25 protein-coding genes and 1 CRISPR repeat array are annotated in these 25,438 nt (G+C 73.0%); of the genes, 13 read left to right on the top strand and 12 right to left on the bottom strand.

The features are described 5' to 3' along the window. Nucleotides 1-2 precede the first annotated feature (2 nt). Together NDAS_RS06755 and NDAS_RS06750 are read left to right on the top strand one after the other, a co-directional pair. Nucleotides 3-407, top strand: coding sequence for a four-helix bundle copper-binding protein (locus NDAS_RS06755; RefSeq protein WP_013152398.1), 405 nt, complete (start codon nt 3-5; stop codon nt 405-407). Nucleotides 408-438: 31 nt separating this feature from the next. Next, a complete protein-coding gene (locus NDAS_RS06750; RefSeq protein WP_013152397.1) occupies nt 439-783 on the top strand; it encodes a hypothetical protein in 345 nt (114 codons plus the stop codon). Between the two features lie 82 nt (nt 784-865). Here NDAS_RS06750 and NDAS_RS06745 read toward each other — a convergent pair whose 3' ends face one another. From NDAS_RS06745 to NDAS_RS06735, 4 genes are all read right to left on the bottom strand, one after another. Beyond that, a complete protein-coding gene (locus tag NDAS_RS06745) occupies nt 866-1,327 on the bottom strand; it encodes a PPOX class F420-dependent oxidoreductase (protein ID WP_013152396.1) in 462 nt (153 codons plus the stop codon). Nucleotides 1,328-1,442: 115 nt separating this feature from the next. Continuing rightward, nucleotides 1,443-2,093 (bottom strand): hypothetical protein, encoded by a 651-nt coding sequence (locus NDAS_RS06740; protein ID WP_013152395.1) that lies wholly within the window; start codon nt 2,091-2,093, stop codon nt 1,443-1,445. 83 nt (nt 2,094-2,176) lie between these two features. Beyond that, entirely contained in the window at nt 2,177-2,347 is a 171-nt protein-coding gene (locus NDAS_RS28850) for a hypothetical protein (RefSeq protein ID WP_013152394.1), read from the bottom strand. Between the two features lie 95 nt (nt 2,348-2,442). Further along, nucleotides 2,443-3,396: a GNAT family N-acetyltransferase gene (locus tag NDAS_RS06735; RefSeq protein ID WP_013152393.1), complete on the bottom strand. Its 954-nt coding sequence runs from the start codon at nt 3,394-3,396 to the stop codon at nt 2,443-2,445. 80 nt (nt 3,397-3,476) lie between these two features. Then, nucleotides 3,477-3,871: direct repeats of the CRISPR family, unit length 29 nt; unit sequence GGGACCATCCCCGCGTGCGCGGGGAGCAC. 364 nt (nt 3,872-4,235) lie between these two features. Here NDAS_RS06735 and NDAS_RS06730 point away from each other — a divergent pair. From NDAS_RS06730 to NDAS_RS06695, 8 genes are all read left to right on the top strand, one after another. Next, a complete protein-coding gene (locus NDAS_RS06730) occupies nt 4,236-5,750 on the top strand; it encodes an FAD-dependent oxidoreductase (RefSeq protein ID WP_013152392.1) in 1,515 nt (504 codons plus the stop codon). Between the two features lie 272 nt (nt 5,751-6,022). Then, nucleotides 6,023-6,748: a DsbA family protein gene (locus NDAS_RS06725; RefSeq protein ID WP_013152391.1), complete on the top strand. Its 726-nt coding sequence runs from the start codon at nt 6,023-6,025 to the stop codon at nt 6,746-6,748. A 2-nt stretch (nt 6,749-6,750) separates the two neighbouring features. Beyond that, the gene (locus NDAS_RS06720; RefSeq protein ID WP_013152390.1) at nt 6,751-8,058 is read left to right on the top strand and encodes a PQQ-binding-like beta-propeller repeat protein; all 1,308 of its coding nucleotides are present in this window, start codon (nt 6,751-6,753) and stop codon (nt 8,056-8,058) included. 57 nt (nt 8,059-8,115) lie between these two features. Further along, nucleotides 8,116-8,484, top strand: a complete 369-nt coding sequence (locus NDAS_RS06715; RefSeq protein ID WP_013152389.1) for a BlaI/MecI/CopY family transcriptional regulator — start codon at nt 8,116-8,118, stop codon at nt 8,482-8,484. Further along, complete coding sequence (locus NDAS_RS06710; protein ID WP_013152388.1) at nt 8,481-9,440, top strand: M56 family metallopeptidase; 960 nt, start codon at nt 8,481-8,483, stop codon at nt 9,438-9,440. The genes NDAS_RS06715 and NDAS_RS06710 overlap by 4 nt, the downstream gene beginning before the upstream one ends. Nucleotides 9,441-9,672: 232 nt before the next feature. Continuing rightward, the gene (locus NDAS_RS06705; protein ID WP_013152387.1) at nt 9,673-10,518 is read left to right on the top strand and encodes a DsbA family protein; all 846 of its coding nucleotides are present in this window, start codon (nt 9,673-9,675) and stop codon (nt 10,516-10,518) included. Beyond that, entirely contained in the window at nt 10,511-11,416 is a 906-nt protein-coding gene (locus NDAS_RS06700; RefSeq protein ID WP_013152386.1) for a cytochrome c biogenesis CcdA family protein, read from the top strand. The genes NDAS_RS06705 and NDAS_RS06700 overlap by 8 nt, the downstream gene beginning before the upstream one ends. A 246-nt stretch (nt 11,417-11,662) precedes the next feature. Beyond that, complete coding sequence (locus NDAS_RS06695; protein WP_013152385.1) at nt 11,663-12,667, top strand: arsenic resistance protein; 1,005 nt, start codon at nt 11,663-11,665, stop codon at nt 12,665-12,667. 30 nt (nt 12,668-12,697) lie between these two features. On the opposite strand, the gene NDAS_RS06690 is transcribed toward NDAS_RS06695, so the two are convergent. Then, a complete protein-coding gene (locus tag NDAS_RS06690; RefSeq protein WP_013152384.1) occupies nt 12,698-13,438 on the bottom strand; it encodes a MerR family transcriptional regulator in 741 nt (246 codons plus the stop codon). A gap of 312 nt (nt 13,439-13,750) precedes the next feature. Here NDAS_RS06690 and NDAS_RS06685 point away from each other — a divergent pair, with 312 nt between their 5' ends. Together NDAS_RS06685 and NDAS_RS06680 are read left to right on the top strand one after the other, a co-directional pair. Further along, nucleotides 13,751-14,407, top strand: a complete 657-nt coding sequence (locus tag NDAS_RS06685) for a hypothetical protein (RefSeq protein WP_013152383.1) — start codon at nt 13,751-13,753, stop codon at nt 14,405-14,407. A gap of 110 nt (nt 14,408-14,517) precedes the next feature. Next, a complete protein-coding gene (locus tag NDAS_RS06680; RefSeq protein ID WP_013152382.1) occupies nt 14,518-15,135 on the top strand; it encodes a hypothetical protein in 618 nt (205 codons plus the stop codon). A gap of 217 nt (nt 15,136-15,352) precedes the next feature. On the opposite strand, the gene NDAS_RS06675 is transcribed toward NDAS_RS06680, so the two are convergent. The 4 genes from NDAS_RS06675 to NDAS_RS06660 all read right to left on the bottom strand — a co-directional run bounded on the left by NDAS_RS06675 (nt 15,353) and on the right by NDAS_RS06660 (nt 18,823). Continuing rightward, nucleotides 15,353-15,805 carry a thioesterase family protein gene (locus tag NDAS_RS06675; protein WP_013152381.1) on the bottom strand — a complete coding sequence of 151 codons (453 nt, stop codon included), beginning with the start codon at nt 15,803-15,805 and terminating at the stop codon, nt 15,353-15,355. Continuing rightward, nucleotides 15,802-16,791 (bottom strand): 3-hydroxyacyl-CoA dehydrogenase NAD-binding domain-containing protein, encoded by a 990-nt coding sequence (locus NDAS_RS06670; protein ID WP_013152380.1) that lies wholly within the window; start codon nt 16,789-16,791, stop codon nt 15,802-15,804. Before NDAS_RS06670 ends, NDAS_RS06675 begins: the two co-directional genes overlap by 4 nt. Before the next feature lie 40 nt (nt 16,792-16,831). After that, a complete protein-coding gene (locus NDAS_RS06665) occupies nt 16,832-17,731 on the bottom strand; it encodes a BKACE family enzyme (protein ID WP_013152379.1) in 900 nt (299 codons plus the stop codon). A gap of 153 nt (nt 17,732-17,884) precedes the next feature. After that, nucleotides 17,885-18,823: a TetR/AcrR family transcriptional regulator gene (locus NDAS_RS06660; RefSeq protein ID WP_041552485.1), complete on the bottom strand. Its 939-nt coding sequence runs from the start codon at nt 18,821-18,823 to the stop codon at nt 17,885-17,887. 236 nt (nt 18,824-19,059) lie between these two features. Between NDAS_RS06660 and NDAS_RS27610 the strand changes: the two genes are divergently transcribed. Next, entirely contained in the window at nt 19,060-20,688 is a 1,629-nt protein-coding gene (locus NDAS_RS27610; RefSeq protein WP_013152377.1) for a BCCT family transporter, read from the top strand. A gap of 432 nt (nt 20,689-21,120) precedes the next feature. On the opposite strand, the gene NDAS_RS06640 is transcribed toward NDAS_RS27610, so the two are convergent. The 3 genes from NDAS_RS06640 to NDAS_RS06630 form a co-directional block, all read right to left on the bottom strand. Then, nucleotides 21,121-22,581: an aldehyde dehydrogenase family protein gene (locus NDAS_RS06640; RefSeq protein WP_013152376.1), complete on the bottom strand. Its 1,461-nt coding sequence runs from the start codon at nt 22,579-22,581 to the stop codon at nt 21,121-21,123. Nucleotides 22,582-22,682: 101 nt separating this feature from the next. After that, nucleotides 22,683-23,864: an oxygenase MpaB family protein gene (locus tag NDAS_RS06635; RefSeq protein ID WP_013152375.1), complete on the bottom strand. Its 1,182-nt coding sequence runs from the start codon at nt 23,862-23,864 to the stop codon at nt 22,683-22,685. Between the two features lie 135 nt (nt 23,865-23,999). Next, nucleotides 24,000-25,361, bottom strand: a complete 1,362-nt coding sequence (locus tag NDAS_RS06630) for an MFS transporter (RefSeq protein ID WP_210745679.1) — start codon at nt 25,359-25,361, stop codon at nt 24,000-24,002. Nucleotides 25,362-25,438: the final 77 nt, after the last annotated feature.

Below are 25,438 nucleotides of genomic sequence, written 5' to 3'. Positions count from 1 at the left end.
TCATGAGCGTCGTCGAACAGATGCTGGACACCCGCTCCGACCGCCGGGGCGACGGGATCGAGGAGAGGGTGCGGGCCTGCATCGAGGCCTGCGGCGCGTGCGCACAGGCGTGCGTGCTGTGCGCGGACTCCTGCCTGGGCGAACGGGCGGTGGCCGAACTGGTCGCGTGCGTGCGCCTGGACCTGGACTGCGCCGACGTGTGCGAGTCCACCCAGCGGGTGCTCTCGCGCCGGACCGGGGAGGACGACACCCTCGTCCGGACACTGGTCAAGGCGTGCGCGGAGGCCTGCCGCCTGTGCGGCGAGGAGTGCGACCGCCACGCCGCCCGGCACGAGCACTGCTGGGTGTGCGCCGAGGCGTGCCGCCGCTGCGAGTGCGCGTGCCGTGAGCTTCTCGCGGCCCTGTGAGGACCGCGCCCCCACCCGAAGGAGGAAGGCGATGGAGTGGGCGACACCCGGCGCGCTGTTCGGGATCCTGATGGCCCTCGTCATCCCGATCGGGGTGATCTTCCTGGTGCTGTGGATCATCCGCCGGGACACGATCCGCAAGCAGGAGGCCGTGCGCTCGCCGGACTACTGGAAGGAGCGGCCCGAGGGCAGGCGGTACCCGACCGGCTGGGACAGGGACAGCATGCCGGGGCTCGGGACCGCCCGGCCCGGGGAGGGGACCGCGGGGACCTCGTCCGGCGAGGACTGGAAGCCGCCGCCCGAGGGCGGGGACCCGCCCGACCGGGGGGCCGCGCCTCCGGACGACGACTGGCGACCGCCGCCCGCGGGGCGGTGACCCGGGCTCCGCGGCGGCTGGGCGTGTGGTCCCGGACCCGGTCGGCGAAGCCCTGGGCCGAGGCCGCGACCGGCGGCCGGGCTCAGACCCGGTCGGCCGGGAAGCCGCCGGTGGCGACCGGACCCCACCGCTTCGGGGTGACGCGGACGAGGGACTTGCCCTGACGGCGCATGGCCTCGCGGTACTCGTCCCAGTCCGGGTGCTCGCCGGAGATCACCCGGAAGTACTCGACCAGGGGCTCGACCGCGTCCTCCCCGTCGATGACCTCGGCCTCCCCGTCGACCTGGACCCAGGCGCCGTCGAAGTCGTCGGACAGGACCACGACGCTGACCCGGGGGTCGCGCCGGGCGTTGCGGGTCTTGGCGCGCTCGGGGTAGGTGGAGACCACGATCCGGCCCTGGGTGTCGACGCCGCAGGTCACCGGGGAGGCCTGGGGCCCGCCGTCCGCGCGGCGAGTGATGAGGAGCGCGTGGTGGCGGGGGCGCACGAACTCCAGCAGGCCGTCGAGGTCGACACGGGTGTTGGTGGCGATCGAAGGGCTCATCTTCTCGCTTTCGCTGTTCGCGGGTCCGCGCGCGCCTCGCGCGGACCGGGACAGCGTATCCGCCTGTGGGCGGGGCCGGGCGGGGCCGACGCGCGGTCCCGGGCGGGGCCTCGGTTCAGTCGCGGCCGGAGTCGGAGCGGTCCCGGTCGGACGGGGTGTGGAGTGCCAGGAGCTCCCTGCTGCGCCGCCTGCGCAGGAGCCACACCGGGAGCATGAGGCACGGGGTCAGGACACAGGCGAGGGTGACCGTCCCCAGCAGGGCGCGCGGAAAGTCCAGTGCCTCATCGGAGGGCAGTGCGAGGGCGCCCAGGGCGCAGGCGGCCGCGACGAGGGCCGCCACCGCCACCGGGATCCTCACGGAGGGGGCGTCGAGCACCTGCTCGGCCTGGAGGGCGGCCACACGGTTGGTTTCGGGGTCGGCGCCGGGTCGGCCGAGGATCAGCCGGTCCGTGGCGGCACGCAGGGTTTCCGGGGAGACGGCGGCCTGCACCGCCGGGTCCTGGGACACCCGCGGACGCGGCGGAGTGACGAACAGGGCCATGAACGAGCTGAAGACCACTCCGGCGACGATGCCGTACAGGAGCGAGGTCCACGGGTCGGACCCGAGCAGCAGGAACTGGGCGAAGCCCATGACGCAGCCGAGGGAAAGGCCCTGGTGGAGACCGTAGAAGACCTTCCTGCTGCGTTCGCTCCGGTTGGCACGGAGGCGGAGACGGGTGAGGGGGTCCCGAGGCCCGGGAGCGGCGTGCGCGGAGGGGTCGCTCATGCGGGGAGCCTATCCGTCTGCCGCGCGGACAGGCCGGTCCCGGAGCCGCCGTCGGTCGGTGCGGCCCCGGGACCGCGGCCGGTTCACTCCGTGCCGAAGTCCTCGCGGCTGAGGTCCTGCTCCTCCATCCTGTCCTGGAGCTCGGCCTCCAGTTCTCCTCGGGTGTCCGGCTCGCGGGCGTCGTCGCTGTGGTCGGCGTCGACGACCTGGTCGGTGTCCGTGGTCTTGGGCCTGGACTCCTCCGGAACGCTCATGTCCGGTTCTCCTCCCTGTCGGGTGACTGGCCCGCCCCTACCCGAGGTCGCCGGAGACCACACGCGCACCTCACGCATCAGGAGTCACATGGATCTCACTCCGCGGTCGCCGGCTTGACGAGCGGCGCGTCCCGCACGAGCATCCGGAACCCGACGCCGTAGTACAGCCCGCGCGCCTCGGGGTGTCCCGGCGCGCCCAGGCAGGCGACCGTCGCGTGCGTGGCCCCGGCCGCCCTCGCCAGGCGCATTCCGTGCAGCAGCATCGCCCTGCCCAGCCCCCGGCGCCGGTAGTCCGGATGGGTGCCGACCGGCTCGAACTCGACGGTTCCGTTGGCCTCGTCGAGCCACATGATCGTCGAGGACGCCATCGTCCCGTCCGGCGCCTCCACCAGGACGTGCAGGTCGCCGCGGTAACCCGCCGTCCGCCGGACGCCCCGGTAGGCCTCGGCCGTGTACGCCGAGGGTGCCCAGGCGCCCAGATGTGCCCGGACCGCGGCCTCCGGCCCGGCCTCGTCGGCGGTGCGGAACCGGAACCCGGTCGGCAGCACCGGCTGTTCCACGTCGGTGAGGTCGCGCTCGTTGAGCTGGGTCCAGGTCCCGTCGTCGCCGAGCGATTCGGGGTCGGTCCCGTAGCCGTGCGCCGCCCACCGTTCCAGGGCGAACCCGTCGGCGGCGCTGGGCAGCACCGTGCGTTCGAGGCCCGCCGCCGTGGCGTCGTACCAGGCGATCACCTCGTCGACCAGCCCGGCGTGGTCGGGGTGGACCTGGTGCATCAGGTAGGCGCCGGTGACGTCCCTGACCGAGCCGTCGCTCAGCCTCACCCGGCGCGGAAGGCGGAGCCAGCCCCACGCGACCAGTTCCCCGCCGGAGAACCACAGCCGACGCGGCCAGGTCGCGCCGTCGCTGGCGTGCCCCCGGCCCCAGTTCCAGGCCAGCTCGCCGAACGAGGCGTCGCTGTTCACCAGGTCGGGGCGGATCGCGGTGACGCGCTGCGCCAGCCCCTGCATGAGCCGCACGTCCGCGGCGGTCACAAGTTCGGAACCCGTCATGGTGCGCCACTGTGTCAGGTCGCCCCGAAGCCGTCGAGCGGTTTTCCGGGGACGACGAACGCGGAAGTCAGTGGGGATCGGGCCCCATCCCCGCGTGCGCGGGGAGCACCGCTTCCACTTCCCCCGCCCGGCCCCACCCACGGGACCATCCCCGCGTGCGCGGGGAGCACTTGGAGAGCGACCAGTCGTCGCCGTCGGCGCCGGGACCATCCCCGCGTGCGCGGGGAGCACGATGGCGTGCAGGAAGGGTCGGCCACCGGTGAGGGACCATCCCCGCGTGCGCGGGGAGCACGTCGGCGCGAGCCAGGGTTTCGGGCTGGAGCGGGGACCATCCCCGCGTGCGCGGGGAGCACGACGATGCCGCCGCCGCGGATCACGTTCTGGTGGGACCATCCCCGCGTGCGCGGGGAGCACGAGTAGTTCTTGCTGCCGGGGCAGGACGTGGAGGGACCATCCCCGCGTGCGCGGGGAGCACAGTCAATGACCTGCGAACTTACCAGCGGCAAGCAGCCGAATTTCCAACTTCTTCAGAAACAGACACACGCACCACAGGCCCCAAGAGAACCAAAAACTCACCAACCACCAAAACGCTGTAGCTCCAGAAGACCCAACCTACAGACCGCTATCCCCCTCTGCCGGGGAACCACCGCACACCACCACTCTCCTTTCGCCCAGCCCGTGTTCGCCACGCACCCCTCCCCCGGCTCTGGAAGCGGCGCGGGTCCATGCCCCGACCCGAGGCTCCGGCGGTAGCGACCGGGAACGCTGGGTAGCTGGTGTAGGCGCTGTCCGTCGCACGGGGGCCGACGGCGTCTGGACCTGATCGGGAGGGGCAGAGGATGCAGCACAGGAGCGTGTGGACGGTCGTGGAGAACCGACCGGAGTTTCCCCGTCTGAGCCAGGACGTGGAGGTCGACGTCGCGGTGGTGGGAGGCGGCATCGTCGGGCTGACCACCGCGCTGCTGGCGCGGCGGGCCGGTGCGGGCAGCGTCGCGGTGCTGGAGGCGGGGCGCCTGGGCCAGGGCACGACGGGGCACACCACCGGCAAGGTCACCTCCCAGCACGGGCTGGTCTACGCGGGGCTGATCGACCGGTACGGCCAGGACCTGGCCCGCGTGTACGCCGACGCCAACCAGGCCGGGGTGGAACTGGTCGCCGAACTCGCCGGTGAGTACGGCATCGACTGCGACCTCACCCGCGCACCCGCCGTGGCCTACACCCGCGACCCCGCGCAGCGCCGGACCCTGGAGGAGGAGGCGGCCGCGGCCCAGCGCCTGCGCCTTCCGGCGTCGCTGGTGGAGACGACCGACCTGCCCTTCGGGATCGAGGCGGCGGTACGGTTCGACCAGCAGCTGCACTTCCACTCGGGCCGCTACGTCGCCGGTCTGGCCGAGGCGCTGTCGGCGGCCGGCGGGCAGGTGTTCGAGCACACCCGCGTGCTGGAGGTGGAGGAGGAGCGGGACGGCACCGTGCGGGTGCGCACCGACGACGCGACGGTCCGCGCCAGCTCCGTGGTGGTGGCGACGCTGCTGCCGATCAACATGATCGGGGGGTACTTCGCCAGGACGCGCCCCTTCCGGTCCTTCGGGCTGGCGGCCCGGCTCCACGGTCCGGCACCCCAGGAGATGGCGATCTCCATCGACTCGCCCAGCAGGTCCACGCGGCCGTGGCCGGACCGCGGCCCCAACGGGCTGATCGTGGTGGGCGGCGGTCACGAGACCGGCACCGGGCAGGACACCCAGGCGTTGTGGGACGACCTGGAACAGTGGACCAGGTCCACCTTCGACGTGGACGCGGTGGAGTACCGCTGGTCGGGTCAGGACTACACCACGGCCGACCAGGTGCCCTACATCGGTCGTTCGTCGATGAACGACCGGATCCTGGTGGCGACGGGGTTCAACAAGTGGGGCCTGAGCAACGGCACCGCCGCCGCCGTCATCCTGAGCGACCTCCTCCAGGGCCGCGACAACCCCTGGCTGGCGATGTTCGACGCGACCCGCGTCGGTGACGCCAAGGCCGTGGGGCGGCTGATCAAGGACAACCTCAAGGTCGGCGCGGACATGGTCGGCGGACACCTGGGGCGGCTGTACCCCCACCACGCCCGCCACCTGGACCGGGGTCAGGGCGGCGTCGTCGAGGTCGACGGCGACTCCGTCGGCGCGTACCGCGACGAGCGGGGCGGGCTCCACGCCGTCAGCCTGAACTGCACCCACCTGGGCTGCCGACTGGCCTGGAACGCGGCGGAGACCAGCTGGGACTGCCCCTGCCACGGCTCCCGGTACGACACCGACGGCAGCGTGCTCAACGGTCCGGCGGTCAAGCCCCTGCCCACCGTCGACCTCGACGACGCCTGACGTCCATAGGGGCGTTCCGAACGCGCACGACTGGAGGGCTTCCCCGTCCACGACGGTCACGACGACGGGGAAGCCCCGCCCGGGCGGGCCCACCCCGGACCGGAACGGGCGCGGGCCGAAGCGCCCCGGGCGTCGGCGTCCCCGGCGACCGGTCCCCGCCCCGCCCGCGGCTCGGCGTGTACCGGAGCCCGGCCTGCCGACGGACGTTGTTCTATCCTGGATAGAATAAAAACTATCGTCCATAGAAGCTACCGCGTGCGAGGCCCCCGACCATGTCCGAGCCATCCCGACGCAACAGAGCCCCGGCCCTCCTGCTGGCCGGAAGCGCCTGTGCGCTGTTGCTGCTCACGGCCCTCTTCGTGAACGCCGAGGACTCCGGGGCCGCGGGCTCCCCCGGCGGGACCGCCGCCGACACGGTCAGCGAGGAGACACGGGCCGCGGGAGAGGAACTGGCCCGCCGGGACCCGGCCGACCCCCACGCGATGGGGACCGCCGACGCCCCGGTGGTGCTCATCGTCTACTCCGACTACCTCTGCCCGTTCTGCGCCGACTGGGTCCACCGGACCCAGCCCGAACTGGTCGAGGCCTACGTCGCCCCGGGGCTGGTCCGGATCGAATGGCGCGAGTTCCCTTACCTCGGAGAGGGCTCCCGCCTGCTCGCCCGGGGGGCGGTCGCCGCCGGGAACCAGGACCGCTTCTGGGAGTACCACGCCCGCGTCTACGCCGCCCCTGAGGACTTCACCGGCGACGCGGACGAGGTGCGCGCGAGCATGCGCGACGCCGCCGAGGAGATCGGCCTGGACACCGACGCCTTCGCCCGCGACCTGGACGCCGCCGAGGCCGGGGCGGCCGTGGAACGGGACTTCACCGAGGGACAGGACATGGGGATGAGCGGCGCACCGGCCTTCCTCGTCAACGGCGACCCCGTGCTGGGCGCCCAGCCCCTGGAGGCCTTCACCGACAGCATCGACGCGGCGCTGCGCGCGGCCGGGCGGTGACCATGACTCCCCTTCAGTCCCCCGGACGGCCCCTGCCCCGCCGGAACGCCCCCGGGCCGGGCCGTACGCGACGGGCACGCAACCCGGTGCGCACGGCCGCCGCGGCGTGCCTGCTGCTGGTGCTCACCGCCTGCGGCAGGCCCGGACTCGCCGCTCCCCGGGACGCACGGCCCCTGGACGAACCGCCCGTTCCCCCGGTGGCCGTGGACGCCGCGCGCGTCCCCGGCGTGCTCGGCGACCGTGGGCTGTGGACCTCCCCCTACTCCTCCGAGCCCAAGGCCACCGACGACGGTTTCGTCGGTCTGGTCGCCGACGACGGGGGCGGGGACCTGCGCTTCCTCGGGGTGGACGCCCGAGGGCGCACCCGCTGGTCGACGCCGCGCAACCCGAGCTGCACGGGGTTCACCACGACCCGCGGCGGCCGGGGCGGGGAGCTGGTCGTGCTCCTGGACAGCGACGCCGCGCCCGAACGCGGCCTGCTGGCCGCCACGGTCACCGCGGCGGCCTACGACCCCTCCACCGGGCGCAGGGTCTGGGGGCCGACCGAGGTACCGGGCACGTGGGTGGGCCCCGGCCTGGTCTTCGCACGGGTCTCGCACACGGTCATGAGCGAGGAGACCGGCCCCAGGGTCGCCCTGGCAGCGGACACCGGGGCGGTGGCGGCCGACGAGGAGGACGGTGACGCGGTGCTCCACGAGTACCAGGGAACCCTCCTGGTCCATCGAGACGGCGGACTCCGCGCGATCGACACCTCCTCGGGCGAACAGCTGTGGCGGGGTTCCGAACTCCCCGTCCCCGACTCCCTGGCCCGCGGGACGGGGGAGACCACCCTGACCTACGGCCACCGTCCCGCGAGCGACTCCGCCGGGCTCGTGACCCTGCGCTGGGAACGCGGCGGGGCGGCGGTGTACACCGTGCACGACGTACGCGACGGCCGTCCCCTGGCTGAACTGTCCTCGCGCGCCGAACCCGTCACGGTCGCGGACGGATCCGGGCGCGCGGCGGTCGCGGGCGTCTCCGCGGCGACGGGCGCGCCCGTGCTCCTGGGCCGCGGGGGACCATCCCGGGACGGGCTCTGGTCGGTGGAGGCCCGTCCCGGCGAACGCCCCGTGCGCGTCGTCGGCGGCCTGCTGTACACCGCCGCCGACGACGGGAACCGCGTCCTGTCCACGGCCGACGGGCGGACCCTGGAGGAGGGGACGTGGGAGATCCCCGTGGCGGGGCCGGAGCGCGGCCCGGTACTGGTGGAGGCGGGCGACGGCGACGGCTCCTACGTCGCCGTGGCCCGCTCCGGGCCCGAACGGGACTGAGAGGGGCACCACTATGCTGAACCCGATCCACGCGGCGAAAGGTGGGACACGGGCGTCATGATTCCTGGACTCGGACCGTTGGAGGCGGCGGTCATGGAGGTCCTGTGGGAGGCGTCCGAACCCCTGGCGGTGCGGCAGGTGCGCGAGCGCCTCACCGACCACGCGACCGCCTACACCACCATCTCCACCGTTCTGGAGAACCTCAGGCGCAAGGGGTGGGTCGACCGCGAACAGCTCGGCCGCGTGTGGTTCTACCGCCCCGTGCGGGACCGTTCGGCGCACGCCGCCGACGTGATGCACGAGGCGCTGACCGGCAGCCGTGACTCCGAGGCCACACTGCTGCGGTTCGTGGACGGCATGAGCCCCCAGGACGTGCGCGCCCTGCGCACCCTGCTCGACGGCCTCCCTCCCGAGGAGGAGGCGTGATCTGGCCGTTGGCCGCCGTCTGCGCGGTCGTCGCGCTCGGTGTCAGGGGGCCGGACCTCCTGCGCCGCGCCTCGCGCTCCTGCGGCCCCGGGCCGAGGACGATGCTGGCGCTGTGGACCCTGGCGACCGCGGTCTGGTCGGCCTCCTGTGCGGCTCTGGCAGCCGTGTTCGCCGCCGAACTCCTGGGGCCCTCGGTCAAGGCGGTCCTGGCCGCGTGCCTGAGCGTGTTGCAGGCCCTGGAGCGCGACAACGCCGGGTGGGGCGTGGGCGTCAGCGCCGCGCTGGTCCTGGCGGCGGCGCTGCGCCTGCTGTGGACGGGGGTGCGGCGCGGGAGGGCGGGCAGTTCCTGGAGGCGTTCCCACCACCGTGACCTGCTCTCCCGCGCGCGGCGCCGCCTCCTGCACGGTCAGCGGGTGTGGCTGGTCGACTCCGCCGAGAGCGGGGCCTACTGCGTGCCCGGCGCGCAGGGGGGCGTGGTCATCACCCGGGGTGCTCTGGAGGTGCTGAGCGGGCCCCAGGTACGCGCCGTCCTGGCCCACGAGAAGGCCCACCTGAGCCAACGCCACCACCTCGTGGTCGGGTGGGTGCGCCTGCTCGACTCCGCCTTCCCCCGGGTCCCCCTCTTCCGCGCGGCGGCGTCCGAGGTGCCCGTCCTCGTGGAGTGGGCCGCCGACGACCGGGCCGTGCGCGAGGTCGGCGTGCGCCCGCTGGTGCACGCCCTGGGAGCCCTGGCGGAGGCCGGTCGGAGCCGTTCCCCGCAGGTCCTGTCCATCGACGGCGCCCGCCCGGTCGACCGGGTCCGGCGCCAGGTCGCACCGCTCGCCGGATGCCGACGGTGGAGGACGCGTACGCGCACCGCGCTGGTCGCCGCCCTGGTCTCGGCTCCCCTGCTGATCACGGTCGCCTCGGCGCTGGCCGGGGTCCTCCTCCCGTACTGCGACTGCGCGGCCTACTGACTCCTCCGTCCGCGGTCCGCGCCGGAAGGCGCCCCGGCCACCCCGACCGCCCCCGCCGGGGCGCGCCCGGTGCGCCGTGCCCGTCCCCGCGCGCGGCTCGCCGGGGGCGGCTCGCCCGCGGTCCCGTCCCGGAGGAGACACCGCTCACCGTCCTCCGAACGCTTCTTCTATCTGACGTAGAAACTGTACTAAGCTGGATAGAAACAGCGTGAGTCGACCGAGGGGCACCCACATGTCCAGCTCATCCGGGTCCGGACCCGGCCGCGGGAAGAAGCAGGTGAACGCCCGGCCCTCGCCGGGCGCGGAGCGCGGGCGGGGGCGTACCCCGGACGGGGGCGGCGGTTCGTGGCGGGGCCTCCTGTTCGCCGGCCTCGCCCTGCTGGTCGTCGCGGGTCTGCTCGTGGCCAACCGCGCCGTGGACGACCGGGCGCAGGAACCCGCGGCGCGGGAGCCGGCGGCCGACTCCGCTCCCCACTCCGCCGGAGCCGACGACCAGACCCCCGACCAGCGTGAGTTCGGGGCCCTGCTGGCCCGCCGGGACCCCGAGGACCCCGCCGCGATGGGCGAGGTCGACGCCCCAGTGGTCATGGTGGCCTACTCCGACTACAACTGCCCCTACTGCGGCCGCTGGGCCCGGGAGACCCAACCCGAGCTGATGCACTACGTCGAACGGGGGGACCTGCGCATCGAGTGGCGCGACTTCCCCATCATCACCGGTTCCTCGGAGACGGTCTCCCACGCCGCCCGGGCCGCCGGGATGCAGGGCGGGTTCTGGGAGTTCCACGAGGCCTACTTCACCCACGGGGAGAAGTTCGAGGGCGAGGCCCTCGAAGAGGTGCTGGACGGGATCGTCGCGGAGCTGGGCATGGACCCCGAGCGCTTCGAGGAGGACCGGCACGGCGACGAGGTCGCCTCGATGGTGAGCCGCGACTTCGCGGAGGCGCAGGGGATCGGGGTCACCTCCACCCCCGCCTTCCTCGTCAACGGCCAGCCCCTCATGGGTGCCCAACCGCTCTCCGTGTTCGTGTCGGCGATCGAGGACGCGCTGGCGGACGCCGGGAGGGACGGCGATGGCTGACGTCGGTCTCGTCGCGGCCCTGGCGGGCGGCGTGCTCGCCCTGTTCAGCCCGTGCAGCGCCCTGCTGCTCCCCTCGTTCTTCGGGTACGCGTTCCGCGACCCGCGCCGCCTCCTGGGCCGCACCGGCGTGTTCTACCTGGGCCTGTGCACCACGCTGGTTCCACTCGGCGCGGGATCGGCCGCGGTCAGCCGCCTGTTCTACGGAGAGCGCGAACTCCTCATCACCGTCGCGGGCTCGCTCGTCATCGCCTTCGGCGTGGCGCAGATCGTGGGCTTCGGGTTCTCCTCGCGGCTGGCCCGGCGTCTCCAGGGGCGCTTCTCCGGACGCACGAACACCGTCTCGGTCTTCGGGCTGGGCGCGGTGTACGGATTCGCCGGTTTCTGCTCCGGGCCGATCCTCGGCGCGGTCCTGACCGTCGCGGCCACCGGCGGTCCCCTGCGCGGTGCCCTGCTCCTGGCGGTCTACGCTCTGGGGATGGCTGGCCCTCTGTTCGTGCTGGCGCTGCTGTGGGACCGCTACGACCTGGGAGAGAAGCGCTGGCTGCGCGGACGCACCGTCTCCCTCGGCCCCGTGCGCGTCCACACCACGAGCACGCTGTCGGGCCTGTTGTTCGTCGCCATCGGCGTGGTGTTCCTGCGCTATGACGGAACGGCGTCCCTCTTCGGCGGCGTCGGGGCGTTCGACGACCAGAGCTACCGGGTCCAGGAGTGGCTCTTCGCCGTCGGCGGGGCGGGGATCGACGTGTTCGTCCTCGCCGCGGCCGGGATCGCCCTGCTCGCGGCGGGCGTCTGGCAGTGGAGCCGGGCGCGCGGGCCGAAGGGCTCCGAGGGGAGGGACCCCGCTCAGGAGGGGTCTGCCCGAGGCACGCGCTCCGAGACCACCGGCGGAGGAGCGTGAGCGCGCTGACCGGCGGGCGGCACCGGCGCGGCGCACCGTGCGCACCAGCGCGCCGCCGTACCCCGACGCCGGTCCCGACCGTGGGCGCTCGGATCGGCGGGCTCCGCGGGGCCGCGCACATGGGCGTGCGCGCGAGGGCCCCGGCCGCGGCGCGTGCCGGGCCCGGTCCTCGGGTCGGCGCGAAGGCCTACCGTGGGCGCATGGTGTTGATACGGGTCTTCGAAACCGCCGAGGAGCACTGAACAGATGTCGCTGGCCGAACGCCTCCAGAGCCTGTTCGTGGCCCTGGCCGCCGTGGCGGGGCTGGCCGCGGGCCTGCTGCTGCCCGTCGGTCCGGCGGCCGAGCACGTGGTGCTGCCCGCCCTGCTGGCGATGCTCACCGCCGTGTTCGCGCAGATGGACGCCGCCCACGTGGGCGAGGTCGGGCGCGCCAGGACCCTGGTCGCCGTCAGCCTGGCGCTCAACTTCGTGTTCACCCCGGCCCTGGCCTGGGCCCTGGGAGCGGGGCTGCTCGGGGGCGAACCGGACCTGCGCATCGGTCTGCTGTTGCTGCTGGTGACCCCGTGCACGGACTGGTACCTGGTCTTCACCGCCGTGGCGCGCGGGCACACCGGCATCGCCGCCGCCCTGCTGCCGGTCAACCTCGTCCTCCAGCTCGCGCTGCTGCCGGTGTACGTGCTGCTGCTGGGCGGCCGGGCCGCGATGGTCGACGCCGCCACCCTGGCCGAGTCGGTGCTGCTCGTCCTCGTCGTCCCGCTGGCCCTGGCCTCGGTGCTGCGGTGGGCCTCATACCGGTTCAAGGGGGCCGCCTGGCGCGAGCGGTACGTCACCGGTCCGGCCTCGCGCCTGGTCCTGCCGCTGCTGTACGCGGCCGTGCTGGCGATGTTCGCCTGGCAGGCCCGCACCGTCCTGGAGCACGGCGCCGACCTGCTCGCCCTGCTGCCGCCGCTGGCGGTCTTCTTCGTGGCGCTGCCCCTGATCGCCACCGGCCTGTCCCGGATGCTGCGCCTCCCGGCGGACCAGGGGGTCACCCTGGTCATGACCACCACGGCCCGCAACTCGCCCATCGCGCTGGCCGTCGCGGTCGCGGCCTTCCCCGACCGGCCCCTGATCGCGGTGGCGCTGGTCGTGGGACCGCTGGTGGAACTGCCCGTGCTGGCCCTGCTCGCGCAGCTGGTGAGGGTACGGCCTCCCGCCGCGAGCGGGTCCGCTCCGGCCCGGACCCGCCAGGGGCACGGGCGCGAGCGCTGACCCCTCGGACTCCGGCTCCTCGGCGCCGCGTCAGGGCGCGTCGCCGCCCCCGTCCGGAACCCCCTCCCGAAGGAGGGCGCTCAGACGCTTGAGCACCCGCAGCTGCGCGGGGTTGTACAACTGCGCCATGGCCTCGGCCATCGTGCGTTCGGCGCGCTCCGCGCCGCCCGGCGCGTCGGCGGCGGGGTCGGCCGACCACGGGTTCTCCTCACTCCGTCTGCGCACGACCGGCAGCATGCGCGCGGCGAGGCGGTCGATCGCGGCGTCGTCCGCGTCCTCGGGCAGGGCCTCGAACTCCTCGTCCGTCTCGTCGGGGTCGCTGATCAGCTCGCGGAACTTCTCGACGGACCTCTCGCTGAGAACGGTCGAGTAGACCATCAGCAGTGATCGCTGCCGGTCGGAGAGCTCGTGGGAGACCGGCGCGAACGCGGGGGGAACGTAGGCCGGTGCGCGGTGGCGCAGGATGACGGCCAGCTCCGCCCGCACGCGGTTGAGCCGGTCGACCGTCGCCTCCAGCTCCTTGTCCAGCACGCGGATCGCCTCGTCCGGGTCCTCGTCCGCCCGTCCCATCGACGCCACCTCCGACAACGGGACGCCCAGATCGCTCAACCGCTTGATCTGGAGCAGACGGACCAGGTGGGAGACCTGGTACTGCTTGTATCCGTTCGCCGTCCGCTCCGGCACGTCCAGCAGGCCGACCTCGTGGTAGTACCGGACGGCCTTGACCGTCGTGTTGGCGAGCTCGGCGAGCTGCTGAGTACTCCAGGCCACGCGATGCCTCCTCCTCCGCCGCGACCGCGGGCGGCGTCACGCCCCACGCGGACACACAGTCCACACCCTGCCCCGGGGGCAGGGTCAAGCGGCGCCCCCTCGTTCGCCCCCGTTCGCCCCGCGTCTTCGACGCGGGACGGCTCCCGGGCTTGACCCTGCCCCGAGGGCAGCCTCTGGAATGGGCACGAGTGCCGATCGTGACCGGTTCGCGACCGGGCATGCCAGGTGCGCCCCAGCGGCGACGGGCACGCGGCGGTCGCGATACCGCGTCGGGTCGGCCACCGGCCCTCACGAGCGGACAGGGAGCCCGAAGTGATCAAGGAACGCAGACGGCGCGAGGCGGCCAAGCGGATCAGGGACGGCGACGGCCGTCCGCTCAAACGCTTCCGCTGGTGGCAGCCGCTCTCGCGCGCCCTGTTCCACCTGCCCCTGACCGACGGAGGCGGACAGCGCGCGGTCTACTCCGTCGACGTGCCCTACTGGCAGCGGGTCATGACCGAGGACGGCAAGGGCAGGGCCCACCTCTACCTGGACGGCAGGCACCACCTGGAGTCCACGCTCCCGGCGGTCTTCCCGGTGCCGGGAGGGGTGGTCGAGGTGGAGTCGACGGCCTTCGGGCTCAAACGCTGCCACCACGTGACCGCCGGGGGCGACGAGCGCCAGCTCGTTCCGGACGAACGCTCGGCGGAGGGCCGCCGCGCCCGCCTCGACCGCGAGCGCCCGGCGTTGGGCCGCCTGGTCAGGGCGGTGTCTCTGGTCCTGCTGGTCGTGCCGATCCTTCTCGTCGTCCCCCAAGTCGTCGAGGCGGTCTCGCGGGTGCCGCCGGTGGCCGAGCGCTTCGGCGCCTTCACCTCACCCGTCGACCTGCCGCTGTGGCTCAACGTCGCGCTCGGGCTGTGCGCCTCGGCCTCCAGCGTGGAGCGGGCCACCCGGCTGCGCTGGAACGCGCTGCTGGACGGCAGCGGCTGAACGCCGACGCCGCGGGGCGCGCGTTCGCGCGGCGCGGCACCGAGTACCGCGAGCCCCGGCGGCTCACCCGACCCCATCGAACCAGCCCCATCGAACACGGAGCCAGACACATGCGAAGCCTTCGCGAGCCCTTCCGGATCATCCGCGCGAACCTCGGCGCCTACCTCGTGATGAACGCGATCGCCTACGGCGTCTTCCTCGTCGGCGTGGGGGCGGCCCTGGCCTTCCCCGAACTGAACGCCGCCCAGGTCGGCTCCCAGCAGGAGGACGGGACGGCCGACCTGGTGGGGGAGCTGTTCGCGAACCCCTGGCTGTTCGGTCTGACCATCTTCGGGGTCAACGTGCTGACCGTCGCCCTGCTGAGGATCATGCTGCCCTCGATGATCGTGCCCTTCGCCGGAATCCCCCTCTTCGCCTACAAGGCGTACGAGACCGGCGTGATCCTCGCACCCCTCGACGCGACCACGGCCACGCTGATGATCCCGCACTCGCTCACACTCGTCATCGAGTTCCAGGCCTACGCCCTGCTCATGCTCGGCGCCTACCTCCTCGGGAGGGCCTGGCTGCGCCCCGCGGCGGTCGGCGCCCCCGACCGCCGCCGCGGCTACCTCCACGGCCTCCGGCAGGCCGGCTGGTTGGGTCTGCCCGCGCTGGCGCTGTTCGTCGTCGGCGCGGCCTACGAGGCCTTCGAACTCGTCTACATCGTCCCCCGCATGCTCACGGGCTGATCCCGGACGGGGGACCGCCAGCGGAGCACCCGGCCGCCCACGACGACCGGGTGCCCGCGCGTCGGCGCTGACGCCGAGCCGGTCCCCACCGACGCGGGGGACGCCCGGGCCACACCCCCGCCTCCCGGTCCGCGGCCCTGGCGCCGCAGACCTTCGGGGGGTTCTTCGCCGGACGCGGCATGGTCGTCGGACTCGACGCCCGCGGGCCGACGGCGGGCTACCCCCCGACGGCGCGGCCCGCGTAGTCGGGCGCGGGTTCGGCGAGGGCGGCCAGGCGTGCGGCGGCCTCCTCCGGGAAGGGGACCGCCCGGCCCAGCGCCTGGTCAACATGGAGCGCCATCAGCTCCTCGGTCGCCACCAAGGCGTCGCCGACCCGCATCTCGTGGCAGATCCGCACCTTCCTGGCGCCGGGTCGGTCCGGGCCCGGACCGACCACCCGGGTGCGGACCTCGACCTCGTCGTCCGCGGCGACCTCGCGCAGGTAACGCACGTGCGCCTCCACCGTGTACAGCGAGCGGCCGGACCGCTCGCGGTAGGCGGCGTCCAAGCCGACCCGGTCCATCAGCGCGTCCGTCGCGAACCCGAAGACCAGGACGTAGTAGGCCTCGCTGAGGTGGCCGTTGTAGTCGATCCACTCGGGCCGCAGCCGCTGGGTGAGCGTCGCGCTCACGCGTCCGCCCCCGCCCGCTCGGCGGCCTCGGCTCGTTCGACCTCCTCCAGCGCGCGGGCCACCGCGATCAGGCGGCGGTCGCGCTGGGCGATCAGTTCGGCGGTGGAGCGCCCGGCCACGACCTCGTCCGTGCCCGCGACCATGCGGTCGCGCAGTCCGGCGGTGAGTTCGGGCGCCTCCAGGCGGGTCCACGGGGACTTCAGGGACGGGCCGAAGTGGTCGAGCATGTGCGCCATGCCGCCCTCTCCCCCGGCCAGGTGGAAGGTCAGGCAGGGGCCGAAGAAGGCCCAGCGCAGCCCGGGGCCGCTGGTCATCGCCAGGTCGATCTGCTCGACGGTGGCCTCCCCCTCGGCGACCATGTGCAGGGCCTCGCGCCAGGCGGCCTCCTGGATCCGGTTGCCGATGAACCCCGGCAGCTCCCGCTCCATGGTGATCACCGACTTGCCCGCGGCGCGGTAGAAGTCCGAGGCCCAGTCGACGGCCCACCGCTCGCTGCGCTCGCCGCCGACCACCTCGACCAGGGGCACCAGGTAGGGCGGGTTGAACGGGTGTCCGACCACGAGCCGCCCCGGTGTGCGGGCCCCCACCTGCATCTCGCTCATGCTGTAGCCGGAGGTGGACGAGGCGATGACCACGCCCTCGGGGGTGGCGGCGTCGATCTCGGCCAGCAGGTCGATCTTCAGGTCCAGGCGCTCCGGGGCGCTCTCCTGGACGAAGTCCGCGTCGGCCACGGCCTCAGCCAGCGTGTCCACGACCCGCAGGTTCGCCATGGAGGCCCCCTCGGCCGGGCCCAGCTCCTCCAGGGCGGGCCAGGCCGAGGAGACCAGCCCGCGCAGCCTGCTCTCGGCGTCCGGGGCGGGGTCCCAGGCGACCACCCGGTAGCCGCGGCCCAGGAAGTGGGCCACCCAGCCGCCCCCGATGACACCCGCTCCGACGCAGGCGACCGTGCGCACGGCCTCGGGGGTGGTTCTCGCGTTCTCCGTCATCGTGCTCCTCGTGTGGTCGGCGGTTCGTGTGGGGCGGTGGTCAGGCGGCGCGGCGGAGCCCGAGCATGGCGCGGGTCTCGTCCGGTGTGGCCACCCGGGCGCCGAGCTGCTCGATGATGTTGACGGCCTTCTCGGTGAGCTGGCCGTTGGTGGCCTTCACCCCGCGGCTGAGGTAGAGGTTGTCCTCCAGCCCCACCCGGGCGTGCCCGCCGAGCAGCACCGACTGCGCCACCCACGGCATCTGCTTGCGGCCGATGGAGAAGCTCGCCCACTGCGCGCCCTCGGGGAGCAGGTTCACCATCGACTGGAGGACGCCCGGGTCGGAGGGCGCCCCGTAGGGGATGCCGGTGCACAGCTGGAACAGCGACGGGTCGTCGATGAGGCCCTCGGCGTGCATGGTCTTGGCGAACCACAGCTGGCCGGTGTCGAAGATCTCCAGCTCCGGGCGGACCCCGAGTTCCTGGATGCGCCTGGCGCCCGCGCGCAGCATGTCCGGGGTGGAGATGTACACCTGGCTCCCGTCACCGAAGTTCAGGCTGCCGCAGTCCAGGGTGCAGATGTCGGGCAGCAGTTCCTCCACGTGCGGCAGGCGGTCCAGGCCGTTGACGAGGTCGGTGCCCTCCTCGAACTCGAGCGGGTCCTCCTGGCCGATCACCAGGTCGCCGCCCATGCCCGCGGTGAGGTTGATGACGATGTCCACGCCGGTCTGGCGGATGCGGTCGACGACCTCCCGGTAGAGGGCGCTGTCGCGGGAGGGGGCGCCCGTCTCGGGGTCGCGGACGTGGATGTGCACCACGCTGGCACCGGCCTCGGCGGCCTCGACCGCGGCGGCGGCGATCTGCTCGGGCGTCACCGGCACGTGCTCGCTGCGGCCGACGGTGTCCCCGGCGCCGGTGAGGGCGCAGGTCAGGATGGGTTTGGGGTTCATGGTGTCGCTCATGGCGGTGCTCCGTCTCCGTGTGTGTGCGGTGTTGCGGATGCTGTGGACGGGCGGCCCTCGGGGCCGGAGGGGGCGTTTTCGGGCGCGCGGAACCGAGGTGAGGGCTCCGGAGGGGGCCGGGGCGGGTACGGGCCGGGTCGAATGCGGGCTGGCTCAGTCCCCCGGGGCGCCACTGCCGCCCGGGATATCGCCGTCCCCCGGGGCGCCGCGACGGCCCAGGACGTCGCTGTCGATGACCGAGCGCAGGGTGTCACGCATGTGGGCGACCGACCGCCCGGGCATCCCGGTCATGACCTGGATGCCCATGCCGTCGATGAGGGCGGTGAGGCGTCTGGTCATCTCCTCGACGTCGAAGTCGGCGAAGACCCCGCTCTCCCTGCCCTCGCGCAGGGTGCGGGCGATGGTCTCGTGCCAGCGCAGGTAGGAGTCGGTGTGCAGCCCGCGCATCCGCGGGTCCAGCGCCGCCGCCGTCCACACCTGGAGCCAGATCGACCACTCCAGCCGCAGGCGCTCGGAGTCGGGGAGCTGGAGTTCGATGAGCCGCAGGAGGCGTTCGTAGGGGTCCTCGATGGTGTGCAGCCCCGCGACCTGGCGGTCGAAGGCCTGCTTCACCGAGTGGCGCAGCGCCTCCACCAGCAGGTCGTTGAGGGTCGGGAAGTAGTAGTGGACGGTGGCGCTGGACGTCCCGCAGGCCTGGGCGATCTGGGCGACGCGGACCGAGTGGAGGCCGCGTTCGGCGATGAGGGTCCACGCGGCCTCGATGATCTGGAGCCTGCGGCTGTGCTCCCGGGCGGCCGCGGGGTGGCCCGCCAGGCTCGCGGAGGTCGGCCGTACCGCCGACGAGTCGCGCGGTACCGCCGAGACCGTCTCCGCGTCGTCCTTGCCGTTGAGCAGCCAGTTGACCGTCACCCCGGTCTCGTCGGCGATACCGGCCAGTTCCAGGGCGGTGAAGCGCCGGGTGCCGGTCAGGGACTTGGAGAGTTTGCTGGGGTCGATGCCGAGTCTGGTCGCGAACTGGCGCTGGGAGAGGCCGGATCGGCGGATCGCCTCGCGGGCCCTGCCGCGCACGTCGTCGGCCACGTTGTCGCTCACGGTGGGAACGTAACAGCACGATGGCGATTTTCGCAACGCGGACGTGGTTGTCACTTCGTTACAGAGGCATCGGCCCGAGCGCCCCACTACCCAGGAAACCCTTGCCACCAAACGCTTTTCCTCATAACGGCAGCGCACAGCGGTGGACCGAGAACAGCGGTGAGGCGATTCTGACTGGTTGATTAGTCAAGCGCAACACAGTAGTAACTGGATAGCCCACGCCCTCGACCCCGGAGGTGACCCGAGCTATCCGCTGGAACATCGACAAAACAGTCTTCTGGCCCGCGCTGATCATGGTGATCGGCTTCAGCGCGCCGTTCGTGATCGCGCCGCAGACGGGTGAACGCCTGCTCGGCGAGGTCCTGTCCCGGCTCCAGTCCGACCTGGGCTGGGTGTACATGTGGTTCGTCGCCGCACTCGCGGTACTGCTCGTCTGGCTGCTCTTCAGCAGGTACGGCCGCATCAGGATGGGCGGCCCCGACGACCGCCCCGAGTTCTCCACCCCCACCTGGCTCGCGATGATCTTCACCGCCGCGATCGGCGGCGGCCTCATGTACTGGGGGATCATCGAGTGGGCGCACTACCACGTGGATCCCCCGTTCCAACTCGAACCGCACAGCGCAGAGGCCGCCGAGTGGTCGGCCACCTACCCCCTCTTCCACTGGGGTCCCACCGCCTGGGCGGTCTTCTGCGTACCGACCCTGGCCCTGGCCTACGCCTACCACGTGCGTAGAATCCGCCGCCTGCGCCTGAGCGAGGCCTGCCGCGGGGTGCTCGGCGACCGCGTCGACCGCTGGCCGGGGCGCCTGATCGACGTCTTCTTCATCCTCGGGATGATCGGGGCGGCGGGGACCTCGCTGGCCCTGGCCGTGCCCACCGTCGCCGAGGGCGCCTCCCGCATGCTGGGCTTCGAGCCGGGCCCCACCCTCAACACCATCGTCATCGGCCTGTGGACCGTGCTGTTCGGGGGCAGCGTAGCCCTGGGCCTGCACCGCGGCCTCAAGCGCCTGGCCAACCTCAACCTCTACCTGGCCGCCGCCCTGGGCGTCCTGGTCCTGGTGCTGGGCCCGGCGGTCTTCGTCATCGACACCTTCACCAACAGCGTCGGCATGCTCGCCCAGAACATCGTGCGGATGAGCACCTACACCGATCCGGTCGGCGGGTCCGGCTTCGAGGAGATCTGGACGGTCTTCTACTGGGGCTGGTGGATCTCCTACGGACCCTTCGTCGGCATGTTCTGCGCCAAGATCTCCAAGGGGCGCACCGTCCGGCAGATCATCGTCGGCATGTGCGGCTTCGGCAGCCTGGGCTGCTGGCTCTCGTTCGCGCTGCTCGGCAACTCCAGCATGGCCTTCGAGCTGAGCGGACAGGCGCCCATCGTCGACACCCTGGAGGCCGAGGGCGCGGTCCCGGCCATCTTCGCCACGCTGGAGGCGTTCCCGCTCAGCTGGATCATCACCCCGCTGTTCCTGCTGCTGTTGCTGGTCTTCCTGGCCACCACGCTGGACTCCGCGTCCTACATCATGGGCTCTGCCACCTCCCGTGACCTGCCCAACGAGGTCGAGCCCTCCCGGGCCAACCGCGTGCTCTGGGCGATCGTCCTGGCCGCGGTGTCGGTCTCGGTGATGTCGGCCGGAGGCACCGACGCGTTGCAGACCCTGTCGGTCGTGACCGCCTTCCCGCTGATCTTCATCCTGAGCCTGGTCGCCGCCTCCCTGGTGCGCTGGCTCCGCGAGGACGAGCGCTACCGTTCCGGCACTGCGAGCCCCACTCCCGGCCCCGGGACCGCCGAGCCCGGTCCGGACCGAGGGGAGGAAGCCGGACTGGAAACGCCTCCCTCCCCACCGGCGGCGGCTGCGAGGTGACCCCTGCGCGCGCGGGGAGCACGCGGCATCGACCAGGAGCACGGTGACGCCGTCGGGGCCATCCCCGCGTGCGCGGGGAGCACGTCACCGTGACCACCGTCAAGTTCAAGGGCCAGGGGCCATCCCCGCGTGCGCGGGGAGCACCCAGGGTGACCGTCGCGGTCCCGTTCCGTCCCGGGGCCATCCCCGCGTGCGCGGGGAGCACCCAGGGTGACCGTCGCGGTCCCGTTCCGTCCCGGGGCCATCCCCGCGTGCGCGGGGAGCACAGTCAACAACCTGCGAACTTACCAGTGGCAAGCAGCCGTTTCTCCAACTTCCTGGAAAACAGACAAAGCGCCCAGCCCTGGAAACAACATGGCCGCAGAATACCGGCCGAGAAGTGCGCCCCTTCGATCGTCTCCCGGTAGCGGCCACCCGCCCGCACCGCTTCCGTCAGCGGTATCCACCACAGCCGACAGCGTCGGCGCCGAACACCAGCCCCTTGGTCTGCTGGAACTCCTCCAGCCCGTAGCGCCCGTACTCGCGGCCGATCCCCGACCGCTTGAAGCCGCCGAACGGGACGTCCGGATTGAACCCGGCGCCGTTGACGAAGACCTGGCCGACCTGCAACCGCCCCGCCACCTCGACGGCCTCGGCGCGGTCGGCGCCCCACACCCCGGCGCACAGGCCGTAGGGCGTGCGGTTGGCCAGATCGACGGCCTCGCCCACCGAGTCGTAGACCTGGATCACCAGCACGGGCCCGAAGATCTCGTCGGTCACCAGCGCCGAGGTGGGCGGGACGTCGGAGAAGACCGTCAGCGGCAGGTAGTAGCCGCGGCTCAACGCGGCCGGGCGGTCGGGACCACCGGTGATCAGGCGCAGGCCCTCCCGCTGCCCCCTGCGGACGTAGTCGCGCACGCGGTCCCGCTGCGCCTTCGAGACGAGCGGACCGTACTCGGTGTCCGGGTCGGTCGGGTCGCCCACGACGTAGTCGGCGACCGCGTCGCGGACGATCTCCTCGGCCTCGGCCAGGCGCGCCCGGTCGACGAGGATCCGGGTCAGGGCCATGCACGTCTGGCCGGAGTTGAGGAAACCCGAGCGCAGTGCCCGCCGCACGGCCGGGCGCAGCGGCGCGCCCGGCAGGATGACGGCGGGGCTCTTGCCGCCCAGTTCCAGGGAGACCTTCTTGACGGTGGCCGCCGCCTCAGCCGCCACCCGGACCCCGGCCCGGGTGGAACCGGTGAACGAGACGAGGTCGACGTCGGGGTGACCGGCGACGCGCGCTCCGACGGTCGCCCCGTCACCCATGACCATGTTGAACACGCCGGGCGGCAGCCCCGCCGATTCGATCGCCTCGGCCAGGGCGTAGGCCCCCAGCGGCGTGGTCTCACTGGGCTTGTGCACGACGGTGTTCCCGGCCGCCAGCGCCGGGGCTATCTTGGCCGCGCTCTGGTGCAGCGGGTAGTTCCACGGGGTGATCGCGCCGACCACACCGTACGGTTCGCGCAGCACCGTCGCGCCGGGGATCGTCTCGTCCGGCTCGGACCGCTCGACCAGGTCGGCGGCCGAGGCGAAGAGGTGGATCGGGCTCTGCGCGTGCGCCCGGCGGGACAGGGTGATCGGGGAACCGACCTCCGCCGTCTCCAACCGCGCGATCTCCTCCTGGCGCAGGGCCAGCTCGGCCGCGACGGCGCGCAGCAGCGCCGCGCGCTCGGACACGGGCGTCCCGGCCCAGCCGGGCGCGGCCCGGCGGGCGGCGTCGACCACCGCCTCGACGTCGGTGACGTCGCCCAGAGTCACCCGGCCCAGGCTCTCCTCGGTGGCCGGGTTGGTCACCACGACCTGCCGCGTACCGTGCGAGCGGATCCAGCGCCCGTTCACGTAGAACATGTTCGTGTAGTCGTTGGTCTGCATCGGGTTCCTTCCACCGCTTGGCTGGTCTGACGGGTCGGCCGCACGGGCGGGCCCGCGCGCCGGTTCCGGCCGTGCCGGTGCGCGGGCGCGGCCCCGCTCCCTCAGTCCTCGGCGCCGGTGGCGCCGCGCTGGTAGGCGGTCGGCTGGCCGGGCCTGGCCACCAGGTCCCGGGCGGCCGCCAGGTTCTGGTCGATCGCGGCCTGCCATCGCCTCGGGTCCCGGCGGCGGCGTTCGCGCGCCAGCGCGAGCCCGGACAGCACCGGGCCCAGCCACGCGTCGGCGATGGGGGCCGGAGGGATCCGCAGGTCCTGGCACACGCCGTCGCCGTGGATCCGGCGGGCGATCGCGTTCAGCGCCGGTCGGGCCAGCTCGCCGGGGACCTTGAGCATCGTGTGCAGCGCGGAGGTCGCCGAGGCCAGCGTCGCGTCCGCCAGCACGGCCGACTCCTCCGTGGCCGGTCCGGTCACGGTCTGGAACACGGCGTCCAGGCGTGCGGCGGCCTCGTTGCCAGTGATCCCCTCGACCAGGCGCGCGTCGATCCCCAGCAGGTGGGCGACGTACCACCAGTAGCGGTACAGCCCGGCCTGCTCGCGGCTGCTCAGCCCGAACCCGAGGAGCCCCTCGGCCGTGTAGGCGGTCAGGGTGAAGTCCATCCAGGTCCGCCCCAGGTCGACCTGGTTGATCGGGCAGCCGTCCGCCGAGCTGTCGTAGCCGCGGTCCAGCGCGAGCCTCCGCATGTGCGCGTGCAGCATCCGCACCTCCAGGGTCGCCACGTAGCCCGGCTGTCCGACGCGGAGGCTGCCGGGCAGCATGGTCCGGGTGAGCCACGCCCCGGTCTCCTGGATGCGCCGCTGCGCGGATTCGACCAGCCGACCCGTCGTCGTCAGCACCTTGGAGATCGACGGCGACTCGTAGACCCGGATCAGGGAGCCCGCGTTGAGCGCGATGATGTGCACCGGCGGCGGCGAGGTGTAGAACGGCATGGGGCCCTGGTCGAGCAGGGAGTCGTCCACGTAGTCGGGCGGGCTCTCGGTCTGCCGCAGCAGCGCCTCCAGTGCCGGAGGCGGGTCGGTGAGGGAGGCCAGGCCCTCCCGGATTCCCTTGTTCACCACGGGCCTGGCCTGACGCATCCCGATCTGGTGCATCTCGGCGACGACCGCGTCGGCGAGCACGTCGCCGGTGGTCAGCGCCCACTGCATCAGGTCGGCTCGGGTGTGGCCGAACTGGGCCAGGACGGTCGACCGCCCCGCCCGCTGCGTCGGCCACGGGCTCTGCTCGGTCATGATCTCTCCTTGGAGGACTGGTGGTGGCCGTCCGCCCGGGTCAGGGGTGTGCCCACGGATCCTGACCCGGGCGGACGGGGCGGGACCGCGGCCCCTGGGCCTGTGGCGGCCCGGTGGTGTACCGGCCCTGGCCGGTCAGCCGTGGGCCTCGGCCCGCGGCCTGTCCGGGGAGCCGTGGGCGTCGCCGGTCCCGGCGATGTCGCTCAGCACCTCGGCGGCGGCGAGTTCGTCGCGGGCGGCGAGACGGTCGAAGCCGTTGACGGCGGGGTAGACGTAGCGGCCCAGGGTCGCGATGAGGACCGCGCCGACGACGAGGACGCCCATCAGGACGGGCATGACGGGGTCGTAGGAGCCCAGCAGGTCGTACCCCAGTCCGAGGAGCAGCGGCCCCAGCGCGCTGCCCAGGAGGAACGCGGCCTGGACCAGGCCCAGGATCCGACCGAAGTAGCGCGTGCCCAGGTAGCGGGTGATGAGCAGGGCGAGCAGGTCGCCCTCGATGCCGAAGGCGACGCCGATGAAGGCGACCGCGACGACGGCGCCGCCGAACGGCGGCTCCAGGAAGAACATCCCGGCGATGGGGGCGATCATCACGATCGGACCGATGACGCACGCGTGCACCCGGTCGAGGATGAGGCCGCCCGCCACCCGGCCCACCAGCGAGGCGAGACCGAAGACGACCAGCAGGGTGGCGGCCTGGTCGGCGCTCAGCCCCCGGTCGGTCATCATCGGCACGAGGTGGACCTGGAGGCCGTAGACGACGACCCCTACCAGTCCCAGTCCGAGCGCGATGGCCCAGAACTGCCGGGTGCGGACCGCCTCGCCGACCGTCAGGCCGGGGAGTTCGAGGCTGACCTCACGGCCCTCCACCCGGGTCTCCTGGACGAGTCGTCCGCGGACGTGCCGCTCGGCGCGGGCGCGCACGAACAGGGTGACCATCGTGACCGACACCAGGACCGAGATCAGCGCCATGAGGCCGTAGGCCCCCCGCCATCCGACGCCTTCGATGAGCGCTCCGGCCAGGATGGGGGCAAGGGCCGTTCCCAGGCCGATGATGCCCGTCACCACTCCGACGGCGAGGGCGCGGTTGTTGTCGAACCAGCTCACCACCGCCCTGGTGGCGGGCACGGCCGTCCCCGCCCCGAAGAAGCCCACGAAGAAGCACGGGACGAGGTAGACCCACTCGACCGGCGGCACCAGCCCGATCAGCGCCATCGAGGCCGCGAACAGCACGAACCCCGGCACGAGGATGTACCGCGCGGCGAAGCGGTCCACGAGCTGGGCGACGATGACCAGGCCGATCGCCATCCCGACCGCCGCGACCGAGAAGGCCCCGGTGACGGTCGTGCGGCTGAAGCCGGTGTCCTCGACGATCGGCAGTACGAACAGGCCGATGGTGGCCAGGTACATCTGGGGGCCGACGGCGTTGGCGGTGCCGCTGCCGACGAGCACCCACCAGGGGCTCCTGGGTCTGGGCGTGCGGGGGGCGACTGTACTCATGCGGTCTCCGTGGGTTGTGGGGCGGTCGTGCGGACGGCTGCGGTCGGACGGCGGCAGTCGGACGGCGACGGTCAGAC

Origin of the sequence: Nocardiopsis dassonvillei subsp. dassonvillei DSM 43111, assembly GCF_000092985.1 — a bacterium.
GTDB lineage: Bacteria > Actinomycetota > Actinomycetes > Streptosporangiales > Streptosporangiaceae > Nocardiopsis > Nocardiopsis dassonvillei.
Note: the sequence above shows the minus strand (reverse complement) of the source record. Positions and strands in the feature narration are given on the sequence as shown.